Source organism: Magnetospirillum sp. 15-1 (assembly GCF_900184795.1).
GTDB lineage: Bacteria > Pseudomonadota > Alphaproteobacteria > Rhodospirillales > Magnetospirillaceae > Phaeospirillum.
In genome coordinates, this window is record NZ_FXXN01000003.1 from 1 (window position 1) to 9,501 (window position 9,501).

Consider the following 9,501-nt stretch of genomic DNA (forward strand, 5'->3'; position numbering starts at 1 on the left):
GCGCGCAAGATGGGGCTGTGCTGCGACCCGGCGGCCGAGGACCATCATCTCCACGATCTGGTGGTGTTCGCCTCGGGGCGCGACGAGCGGRYSAATTGGACAACGGGCGGCGGTTCCGCGTGCTCAACATCGTCGACGATGTGACGCGGGAATGCTTGGCAGCAGTGCCCGACACCTCGATCTCGGGCGTGCGTGTGGTCCGCGAATTGACGGTGCTGGTGGCCCGGCGCGGCAAGCCGGAGATGATCGTCTCCGACAACGGCACCGAGCTGACCGGCAATGCCATGCTGAAGTGGACGCAGGATCATTGCATGCAATGGCACTACATCGCGCCGGGCAGGCCCATGCAGAACGGCTTTGTCGAGAGCTTCAACGGCCGGATGCGCGACGAATTGTTGAACGAGACGGTCTTCACCAGCATGGCCCAGGCCCGCGCCGTCATCGCCGCCTGGGTCGCCGATTACAATACAGCCAGGCCGCACTCGGCCCTGGGGTACCAGACCCCGGCGGCTCACGCCGCCAAACTCAAAGCAATGGGGCCGCTCTCTCCGCCCCTCCGGGGCTCCGAGCCCGGCCCCATTGCTCACACCGCGCCACACGGCGTAACTTCGCCCAAGGCTCTACTTACGGCTGGATGAAAGTTCCACGGCAGGTCACCTGGAACCCGCTCTCCTGCCTGCCGTCGACCAGCGCGCCACCGGACGGGCGTCGCCGTACCCATGCTATTATAATGAAATCTCCGCACTTCCGGCCGCGACATGCGGCGGCTCGGGAGGCCTACCCCATGGGGGATAGCATAAAATACCGTTGGCCGTTATCTTTATTTGGATATAACGATGGCCGGCATGATGATGGATGTGGCCGGTCCCGCCGGTCGGCGAGCGGCCGGACAGAGGCTTCCGGTGAAAGGCGTCCCATGACGGCGAGTCTGCCCCTGCAACTTCCGCTGAACCCGGCCCCCGAATGGAGCGCGCCGTGGGGAGCGGGCATCCCTCCTCAGGACGGCCCGGCCCAGCCCCGCCGCGTGCGGCTGTGGAACATCAGCCCCGACCTCCATTGTTCGATCATCGGGACCTGCCTGTCGCTGGGCGAGGTGCGGGCCTTCGCGCGCAAGATGGTGCTGTGCTGCGACCCGGCGGCCGAGGACCATCATCTCCACGATCTGGTGGTGTTCGCCTCGGGGCGCGACGAGCGGGTGGCCAAACTGCTGCACAAGGCCCTGGACCGCAAATTCGGGGTCGCGCTACGCCGCTATGAAAGAGCCGCGGACGCCGCCGCCGTCGGTCGCCTGTGGCGGGACGACATGGCGCGGGGCGAGATTCCGGGGGCCTATTGGGCGGTGGTCACCCATCCCTGGACCGACCGCGACCTGCTGAGCCGCGTGTTCTCGGACGTCCACATGCTGTCCCATCTGGTCGGCGCCTCCAACCGGGCCGATATCCGCCGCCTCCAGGCGCTCGAGCAGGAAAATGCCGAACTGCGCGACCGCCTGGGCCAGCAGCGCCGCCAGGCCGCCGAAACGCTGGCCGCGCGCGACCATGAGATCGCCGAACTGCGCGACCGGCCCGCCATGCCCGCCGCCGCGCCGGTTCCTCCGGCCGCCGGGGCCGAGGCGGCCCTGTCGCGGCGGCTGGCCCGTGAAACTCGCCGCCGCGAACGGATGGAGGCGCGGGCCAACGGGCTGACGGCCGAGGTCGAACGCCTGCGCTCCGAGCTGGAGGCCGCCCGCCACGAAGCCGAGGAGGCCCGTGCCGCCTGCCTCAGCCTGGAGCGTCGGGCCGCCGGGTGGCTGGGGGAGGATGCCGCGCCGGACGAGGCGGGAACCGTCGCTCCGCGTCCGTCTCTCGACCGGACCCGGCTGCTGTTCGTCGGCGGCAAGCCTGGTCAGGTTCCCCATCTGCGCCGGATGGTCGCCGCCTCGGGTGCCGAGTTCATGTTCCACGACGGGGGGCTGGAGGACGGCGCGGCGCAACTGAGCAGCCAGGTGGCGGCCGCCGCCACGGTGCTGTTCCCGGTCGATTGCATCAGCCACGAGGCGGCGCTGCGCATCAAGCGGATGTGCCGGGCGGGGGACAAGCCGTTCGTGCCGCTCAGGACCTTCAGCCTGGCCTCGGTCTCGCGTGCCCTCGACGCCATCGGCGAGACGGGGGCGCCCTGCTGCGGGGGAGCCGGGCATGCCGTGTGAGGCCGGGCGAAGCGTAGGGCCGAGACTAGCCGCGAAAGTCGGAACGTTGCGGGCCGGCGGCGGGCGTCTGCTCCTCCAGGGGAAGCAGCATGCGCTCGAGGATTTCCATGTCGGTGGCAAACAGGGTGTGGACCCGCTCCTCCATGGAGCGGTAGACCTCCAGCACCGTGCGGCCCGCCTCGGTCAGATGGGCGCCGCCGCCGCCCTGGCCGCCCGGCGCCTTGCTGACCAGCGGAGACTTGAAGCGCCGGTTCATGGTTTCTATCAGCCGCCAGGCACGGGCATAGGACATGTTCAGCGCGCGGGCGGCGGCCGAGATCGAGCCGTGCCGCTCGATGCCGTCCAGCAGCAGCATCTTGCCCGGCCCGATAAAGGGCAGGATGCGCAATTGTATGCGGAAACCAGTCTCCGACATTCGCGATCGCCTTGCCGATGGGCGCCAACGACGACGATGGCCGCTCGCCTCTCCTAATGAGGGTGCGGCGGCGGATCGTTCGCCATGTCGGATATATCATGGAACCGGCCGTTATATAAGCACCTCCTTGGGTAAGGAGGGGGCTTTGTCGCGCCCTGCCGCGTCCCAGTCGCGCTGTCGAATCCCGATATTGACCGAACCAGATTCAGCGGCGTTGTGCCGCAGCGCATCAAACCTGTCTTGGCTGTAGGCCGTAGACTCATTACGCGGCGCACCAAATGCGCAGGGCGACGAGCTTTACGGCGGCGAGGAAATTCCGTGGGTCTTTGTCATAGCGGGTGGCGATCCCCCGGAAGTGTTTGATCTTGTTGAAGAAGCGTTCGACCAGATTGCGCTGGCGATAGACCCAGGCGGAAAAGGCGAAGGTGCCCTTGCGGTTGGACCTGACCGGGATGTTGGCCCAGGTCTTGTTCTTCTCGGCCAAGGCCCGAATGGCGTTGCTGTCATAGCCCTTGTCGGCCAGCAGGGTTGAGCCGTCGCCCAAGGCTCCATCGAGCAAGGCTTCGGCCTCGACGCTGTCGTGGACCTGCCCGGCGGTCAGGCGCAGGGTGACGGGACGGCCTTCCGCATCGACGAGCGCGTGGATTTTGCTGGTGAGCCCCCCACGGGAACGTCCCATGCTGCCATCGTCGAGAGCCCCTTTTTTCCCGTGGCCCCGTGTTGGTGAACGCGGACACAGGTCGAGTCGATCATGATGATGTCGCCATCGTAAGCCTTGGAGATTTCCTCCAGAAGCCGGTCCCAGACGCCCGCCTTGCGCCAGCGGACGAACCGGTTGTAGCAGGTGGTCGATGGGCCGTAGCGCTCGGGAACTTCCGCCCAAGGCGAGCCCGTGCGGAACCGCCACAGGATACCGTTCAGGACCCGACGGTCATCAACCCGAGGCACGCCGCGAGGCTTGTTCGGAAGCAAGGGCTCGATGATCGACCATTCGTGATCCGTCAACTCGTACCGCCGCCGTGCCATCAATGCCCTCCGTGCCAGAGGGAATCGTTGAATCACGACGCGCGACGAAGGGGAAGCCTGTTTATGAGTTTACGGCCTAGGCCGTAGACTCATTACGCGGCGCACCAGATGCGCAGGGCGACGAGTTTAACGGCGGCGAGGAAATTCCGGGGGTCTTTGTCATAGCGGGTGGCGATCCCCCGGAACTGCTTGATCCTGTTGAAGAAGCGTTCGACCAGATTGCGCTGGCGATAGACCCAGGCGGAAAAGGCGAAGGCGTCCTTGCGGTTGGACCTGACCGGGATGTTGGCCCAGGTCTTGTTCTTCTCGGCCAAGGCTCGGATGGCGTTGCTGTCATAACCCTTGTCGGCCAGCAGGGTGGAGCCATCGCTCAAGGCTCCATCAAGCAATGCCTCTGCCTCGACGCTGTCGTGGACTTGGCCTGCGGTCAGACGCAAGGTGACGGGACGACCTTCCGCATCGACGAGCGCGTGGATCTTGCTGGTGAGGCCCCCACGGGAACGTCCCATGCCGCCATTGTCGAGAGCCCCTTTTTTCTCGTGCCCCCGTGCTGGTGAACGCGGACACAGGTCGAGTCGATCATGATGATGTCACCATCGTAAGCCTTGGAGATTTCCTCCAGAAGCTGGTCCCAGACGCCCGCCTTGCGCCAACGGACGAACCGGTTGTAGCAGGTGGTCGATGGGCCGTAGCGCTCGGGAACCTCGGCCCAAGGCGAACCCGTGCGGAAGCGCCACAGGATGCCGTTCAGGACCCGACGGTCATCAACACGGGGCACGCCTAGGGGCTTGTTCGGCAGCAAGGGCTCAATGATCGACCATTCGTGATCCGTCAACTCGTACCGTCGCCGCGCCATCAACGCCCTCCATGCCAGGAGGAATCGTTGAATCACGGCGCGGCACGAGAGGGAAGCCTGTTTATGAGTTTACGGCCTAACATAGAACTCACGCGGCGAGTTTCAGTTTCTGGGCGGGTGTGATGCCGCCGATGGCCATATTGGGTCTGTCGTTGTTGTAGGTCCATAGCCAATCCGTGGCGTGATCTTGCACCTCCTGGATGGTTTCGAAGAGGAACTGGCTCAGCCATTCGTGGCGGACCGTCCGGTTGTAGCGCTCCACATAGGCGTTCTGCTGGGGCTTGCCGGGCTGGATATGTTGGAGAGCAATCCCTTGCTTTTCAGCCCATTTCATCAAGGTGCCGCTGATGTATTCCGGGCCGTTGTCGACCCGGATGGCCTTGGGCTTGCCCCGCCATTCGATGATTTGGGTCGGCATGCGCACGACCCGTTCGGCGGGCAGCGAGAAGTCCACCTCGATGCCGAGGCCACCCTCGACGCCCACGCCCGCGCCATCCTCGACGGTGAACCATGACCGCCCCCCGCTGGCTCCGTCGGCTGGATTGGCCCGGCCTGGGAATCGACGTGGTGGTGGTGCTTTGGACAGCAGCCTTCATCCCGTCACTGGCCTTCGCCCTTCTCATCGTCCTAACCGCCCGGAGGTGAACGCCCATGACGCCCGATGACCTGATCCTTCACCACCAGCTTCGCCTCGACGGCCTTGCCCAGCATATCCAGGCCCTGATCGCCGCCGACATCGCCAGGGCCTTGGAACGGGTGGAAGCTGAAATCCTGCGCCGCACCACTGACGGCACCACGTCCTTCAGTCTGGCCCGTGCGCTTACCATGCGGGCGGAACTGATCGCCCTGCAGCGTGCCCTCGGCGAGGCAGTGGAAGGCCGGATCGCCGATGCCCTGGCCGTCACTGTCGAGACTGCCTCCCCTGCTGTGGCCGGTGCCCTGAAGGCTCTGGAACCCATCGCCATCGAGGCCGGCGCCACTTCGTTCAAAGTCCACTTCACGGCCATCGCCCCCCAGCTTCTCGCCAAGGTGGCCGACATGCCCCATGACGGGATGAGCTGGACCCGCTGGGGCCGCAAGCTGGCCGACGACGTGATGAGCCGCGTCACTTCCGAACTGCGGCAGGGTGCAGCCCTCGGGGAAACCATTCCCCAACTGCGCAAGCGTCTGGAGGTGGTGGACAACATGGGCCGCACCAGTGCCGAACGGCTGGCCCGCACGGCGATCAACGCAACGGGGAACCGTGCCCGGATGGCCGTCTACGAGGCGAACAGCGGCCCGGACGGCGTGGTGAAGGGCTGGCGGTTCCTCGCCACCCTGGACGGTCTGACCAGCCGCCAGTGCGCCGCGCTGTCGGGCACGGAATGGCGATTCAACGATCCAAACGCCCCGAAGCCTCCCCGACACCCTTCATGCCGTTCCGTCGCCCTGCCTTTGCTGAAGACCTTCCGCGAGATGGGCCTGGACCTGGACGAGGCCCCAGTGGGCGAACAGGCCAGCCAGTTCGGGCCGGTTTCGGCGGATCTGACATACGAACAGTGGCTTCACAGGCAGCCCGCCGCATTCCAACGGGAGACCTTGGGCGACACCCGCTATCGGGCCTGGAAGAACGGCCTGCCGCTGGCGTCATTCGCCACCTACGACGCGCCATTGTCCATTGAGGCTCTTCGGCGCCTGTATCCGAACCAGATGGGGGCCTGAGATGGCAAAACCTGACCTAAAATCCCGCATTTCGGCTTGGCGGAACGGCTCGGACGGCTTTTTCAAGTGGATTGCCGATACGAAACCCATGATTCCCAGCGAAAAGGGCGGATACGAACCCTATACCGTGCCCAATGACGAGGTGAGGGAAGCCATCCGGCAGGCTCTGGACGGGGGTTTCGCCACAGTGGTTTTCTGCTGGCCCCGGCGCCATGGGAAGACGGTGGTGTCGGCGCTGATCGTGGTTTGGCGGTTCCTGACCCGGCGAACCCAGACGGTCGCCATCGTCGCGAACAGCGAACGCCAAAGCGTCGACACCGCCTTCAAGCTTGCCAAAACGATCATCGAACAGACGCCCTATTCCAAGCTCCTGGTGGACGAAGGCTCAATTAAGGTCGGCGCCGACAGCATCGCCTATGAGGCCCTGGGAAACGTCATCCAGGGCTTTCCAGCGAACGCGGCCTCGCTGTACGGCAAGAAGCTGTCGGTGGCTCAGGTCTCCGAGCTGCACGCCGCCCGTACTGACGTGGTTTATCAGACCTTGGCATCATCGACGATCGATACCGATGATGGCCTTGTCCTGGTGGACTCGACCACCGGCAGCCGATCAAGCCCGCTGTTCACCCTGGCACAGGTCGCCGAACGCGGCGCCGACGACCGCCACGGTGAAAACTCTGATCGGGGAGGAGGAACACTTCTTCGTCCTGGCCTCGGACCAAATCACCTTCAGTTCGGCCGCCAGCATCAAGAAAGCCTTCAGCCACTACCATAAGGACTTCGGCATGTCGCGGGCGATCACCTCGACCACACAGGCGATGGCTTGGCCCCGGCAGGGCGCTTCTGACGCTGAAGGCCGCGCCATCGGCAACACCACGATTCCCCAGGCCATCCAAACCGCCCAATGCGAACTGGCGTTGCGCTTGCTGTCCGAGGATCTGACCGAAGACGACGGCAACAAGGGCGTGCGGGTGGTGGAAGCCGGTTCCGTACGCCTGGAGTATGACGGCCGCGCCCCGGCCAAGACCCTGCCCGACACCGTGCGGGCACTGCTGAAGCCCTTCCTTCGTCCCGAGGAAGGTTCTTCGGCACGGCTGGTGTTCTGAAATGGCCTCCCCACTCCAGGGCGGCATCGCCAGGACCATAGGCAAGGCCCTGGCCGGTGTGATGTACGGCGTCACACTTTCGCGCACAACCGAGGGCTATTACGACCCGGACACGGGCACAGTCGTTCCCGGCGCCACGGAAACCTTCACGGCCAAAGGAATGGTCGATAATTGGGGTGCGTATCACCTGGCAAATCAGCTCGTGCAGGCTGGCGACAGGAAGGTAACGATCCTCACCCCCTCACTTTCGACGACACCAGCGGCTGGTGACAGCGTGACAGCAAACGGACAAAGTTGGCTGGTGATCTCGATCCAGTCCGACCCCGCAAAAGCGGTTTGGGTGCTACAGGCAAGATAAATCTATAGATTTACCTCTATTACAGCTCCAGCTTGGCCCATCACGCATCTAAAGATATTATAGGTAGATAGGCCACAACAACCCATGGCCGATGCACGCTTCGCGTTGAGACCGAAAACACTGATGGAATGGGGCGCCAGATTCTATCGAAGATAAGAATCATCGTCATTGCCACTTTAGTATCGGCATCTATTGGGGGCGCTCTCCTCTTATTTTCAGGCCCAAGCAAAGAAGAAAAATCATTAATAGAATCAATGATTAGGCTAAAATCGTCTATCGAACTTGGCGTGAACCTTGTTGATTATCGCCGCCTTGTGAATGAAGTTAACACTCAGGCGAAGCTTGCTGAACATAAAATGAAATCCAGCTGCTGACCTTGGCAGGGGTTGCATACCGTGGCGCCCCTCCCGGGTCATTCCTCGTAGCTGTTGTTTGCGACCCATTGGCCCAAATCATCTTCAGATCGCTGCCCAGCGGCAACGGACAGGATCATGTCTGCGGCCTCCCGCTCACTGACATCGAGAAACAGGCCATTCATCCCCAGCATAATGCCGAGCGCAGCGAACCCAACCCGCTTGTTGCCATCCACGAAGGGATGATTCCGCATGATGGAGACGCAGAGGGCGGCAGCAAGGTCGAAAATCGTGAGGTGGCCATCGGCATAGGCGATGATTTGCTTTGGTCGCGCGAACGACATTTCAAGGGCGCCCCGATCCCTGAGACCCGGGGCGCCCCCGTGTTCAGCAATCAATTCCGCGTGCAGGTCTATTAACGCCTCAATGGGCGGAAAGACTGGCTCTTTCACTTCGCCAAGGCCGCCATGGCGCGCCGATAGCGGACAGAGAACGAACGCCCCATTTCCATGGCCTTGTTGTAGCCGTCATCTGCCCTGGCGATTTCAATGCGGCCATCGCAGACGTTGACCGTTACCTCGTCACCTCGATCGAGGTGGGCAGCGGCCAGCACATCGCGGGATAGCGTCAAGCCAGTCGAGTTCCCGACCTTAGTAAGCTTCGTCGTGCGCATCGCGCGTGCCTCCGTGAACTATGACATATAGTAATAACGCACGTCATAACTGTCAATGTCTCGATCTGGCTGCTTCATCCTCCGGGCGCCCAACGGCCGAGTGCAGCGCACCGTTGAGGCTGTCCCTGGCTACCGCTCATCCGGCCCGTCCAACTGCGAACGCTGAGTGAACATCCAGCCCCTTCCGTGTTGCGTCCGTGTTGCGCGGAACCGCCGGGAATGGTTGGTAACTGGTTGATAACGCTTGGTATTTCTATGAGTTTAACTCATGAGGATGCAGCACGAAAAAGGCCCCCCTTTCGGGAGCCTAGATCGTTGATTTCCTTGCGGAATTTTTGGTTGCGGGGGCAGGATTTGAACCTGCGACCTTCAGGTTATGAGTCGTCTTCATTACTTTACGCATGACTACGCTACGGCTCATTTATCTTTGTATTTCCTGATAGTTAGTTGACTACGAGCAGCACCATCGGCACGCTCGACTTCGACCTGATTCGCAGCCACTTGCCCCCTCTTGCTGCCACTGTGCTACCTGGGAGAGGGCAAAATGCTTATCAGGTAGCAGATCTAATCGCAGGGTGAAGCCGATGAGCAAATTGACGAAACGGGTGGTCGAAAGCGCCGCAGCCGCCGACGCAGAATATACGATCTGGGACAGCGAAATCCCAGGATATGGGCTACGGGTGCTGCCCAGCGGCAAGAAAAGTTACCTCATTCTGTACCGTGTTGGAACCCGGTCTCGCAAGATGACCATTGGGCCCCACGGCATTCTCACCGCCGAGCAGGCCCGCACCATGGCCATCACCGCACTGGCTGCGGCACGCTCGACCACCC

12 protein-coding genes and 2 pseudogenes are annotated in these 9,501 nt (G+C 62.9%); 8 read left to right on the forward strand and 6 right to left on the reverse strand.

Annotated features, from left to right (window positions below; translation table 11 throughout):
• Window positions 1-101: 101 nt before the first annotated feature.
• Window positions 102-638 (forward strand): annotated as a pseudogene (locus CP958_RS00050) (integrase core domain-containing protein); the annotation flags it as partial.
• Window positions 639-916: 278 nt separating this feature from the next.
• Window positions 917-2,185 carry a DUF2325 domain-containing protein gene (locus CP958_RS00055; RefSeq protein WP_170958770.1) on the forward strand — a complete coding sequence of 423 codons (1,269 nt, stop codon included), beginning with the start codon at window positions 917-919 and terminating at the stop codon, window positions 2,183-2,185.
• 25 nt (window positions 2,186-2,210) lie between these two features.
• Here the strand turns inward: CP958_RS00055 and CP958_RS00060 are convergent, their stop codons facing one another.
• The 4 genes and pseudogenes from CP958_RS00060 to CP958_RS00075 all read right to left on the reverse strand — a co-directional run.
• Complete coding sequence (locus CP958_RS00060) at window positions 2,211-2,600, reverse strand: LysR family transcriptional regulator (protein ID WP_096700010.1); 390 nt, start codon at window positions 2,598-2,600, stop codon at window positions 2,211-2,213.
• A gap of 262 nt (window positions 2,601-2,862) precedes the next feature.
• Window positions 2,863-3,626 (reverse strand): IS5 family transposase gene (locus CP958_RS00065; RefSeq protein ID WP_096700011.1). Its coding sequence is split into 2 segments (ribosomal slippage): window positions 2,863-3,296 and window positions 3,296-3,626, totalling 765 coding nucleotides; the frame shifts between segments, so codons are not numbered across the junction.
• A gap of 92 nt (window positions 3,627-3,718) precedes the next feature.
• A protein-coding gene (locus CP958_RS00070; RefSeq protein WP_096700012.1) for an IS5 family transposase occupies window positions 3,719-4,482 on the reverse strand; the annotation gives its coding sequence in 2 pieces (ribosomal slippage) (window positions 3,719-4,164 and window positions 4,164-4,482; 765 coding nt in all).
• Between the two features lie 88 nt (window positions 4,483-4,570).
• Window positions 4,571-4,951, reverse strand: a pseudogene (locus CP958_RS00075) (integrase core domain-containing protein); the annotation flags it as partial.
• Window positions 4,952-4,992: 41 nt separating this feature from the next.
• Between CP958_RS00075 and CP958_RS27260 the strand changes: the two are divergent.
• Genes CP958_RS27260 through CP958_RS00095 form a run of 5 tightly spaced genes read left to right on the forward strand, consistent with a single transcriptional unit; the run spans window position 4,993 to window position 7,644 of the window.
• Window positions 4,993-5,127 (forward strand): hypothetical protein, encoded by a 135-nt coding sequence (locus CP958_RS27260; protein WP_277948854.1) that lies wholly within the window; start codon window positions 4,993-4,995, stop codon window positions 5,125-5,127.
• Between the two features lie 6 nt (window positions 5,128-5,133).
• A complete protein-coding gene (locus tag CP958_RS00080) occupies window positions 5,134-6,183 on the forward strand; it encodes a minor capsid protein (RefSeq protein WP_096700013.1) in 1,050 nt (349 codons plus the stop codon).
• 1 nt (window position 6,184) lies between these two features.
• On the forward strand, window positions 6,185-6,955 hold the full coding sequence (locus CP958_RS00085; RefSeq protein WP_141400351.1) for a terminase large subunit: 771 nt from the start codon (window positions 6,185-6,187) through the stop codon (window positions 6,953-6,955).
• Between the two features lie 10 nt (window positions 6,956-6,965).
• Complete coding sequence (locus tag CP958_RS00090) at window positions 6,966-7,286, forward strand: DnaT-like ssDNA-binding protein (protein ID WP_141400352.1); 321 nt, start codon at window positions 6,966-6,968, stop codon at window positions 7,284-7,286.
• A gap of 1 nt (window position 7,287) precedes the next feature.
• Window positions 7,288-7,644, forward strand: coding sequence for a hypothetical protein (locus CP958_RS00095; protein ID WP_096700016.1), 357 nt, complete (start codon window positions 7,288-7,290; stop codon window positions 7,642-7,644).
• Window positions 7,645-8,056: 412 nt separating this feature from the next.
• Here CP958_RS00095 and CP958_RS00100 read toward each other — a convergent pair whose 3' ends face one another.
• Together CP958_RS00100 and CP958_RS00105 are read right to left on the reverse strand one after the other, a co-directional pair.
• Window positions 8,057-8,449 carry a type II toxin-antitoxin system death-on-curing family toxin gene (locus CP958_RS00100; RefSeq protein ID WP_096700017.1) on the reverse strand — a complete coding sequence of 131 codons (393 nt, stop codon included), beginning with the start codon at window positions 8,447-8,449 and terminating at the stop codon, window positions 8,057-8,059.
• Window positions 8,446-8,670: an AbrB family transcriptional regulator gene (locus CP958_RS00105; RefSeq protein ID WP_096700018.1), complete on the reverse strand. Its 225-nt coding sequence runs from the start codon at window positions 8,668-8,670 to the stop codon at window positions 8,446-8,448. Before CP958_RS00105 ends, CP958_RS00100 begins: the two co-directional genes overlap by 4 nt.
• A 584-nt stretch (window positions 8,671-9,254) precedes the next feature.
• On the opposite strand from CP958_RS00105, the gene CP958_RS00110 reads away from it, so the two are divergent.
• Window positions 9,255-9,501: Arm DNA-binding domain-containing protein (locus CP958_RS00110; protein WP_141400353.1), on the forward strand; the 247-nt coding region annotated here is incomplete at its 3' end.

Excerpts from the sequence above, each read along its gene's own strand:
- CP958_RS00055 (WP_170958770.1), top strand. The coding sequence starts at position 917 with ATGACGGCGAGTCTGCCCCTGCAACTTCCGCTGAACCCGGCCCCCGAA.
- CP958_RS00060 (WP_096700010.1), bottom strand. The coding sequence starts at position 2,600 with ATGTCGGAGACTGGTTTCCGCATACAATTGCGCATCCTGCCCTTTATC.
- CP958_RS27260 (WP_277948854.1), top strand. The coding sequence starts at position 4,993 with ATGACCGCCCCCCGCTGGCTCCGTCGGCTGGATTGGCCCGGCCTGGGA.
- CP958_RS00080 (WP_096700013.1), top strand. The coding sequence starts at position 5,134 with ATGACGCCCGATGACCTGATCCTTCACCACCAGCTTCGCCTCGACGGC.
- CP958_RS00085 (WP_141400351.1), top strand. The coding sequence starts at position 6,185 with ATGGCAAAACCTGACCTAAAATCCCGCATTTCGGCTTGGCGGAACGGC.
- CP958_RS00090 (WP_141400352.1), top strand. The coding sequence starts at position 6,966 with ATGTCGCGGGCGATCACCTCGACCACACAGGCGATGGCTTGGCCCCGG.
- CP958_RS00095 (WP_096700016.1), top strand. The coding sequence starts at position 7,288 with ATGGCCTCCCCACTCCAGGGCGGCATCGCCAGGACCATAGGCAAGGCC.
- CP958_RS00105 (WP_096700018.1), bottom strand. The coding sequence starts at position 8,670 with ATGCGCACGACGAAGCTTACTAAGGTCGGGAACTCGACTGGCTTGACG.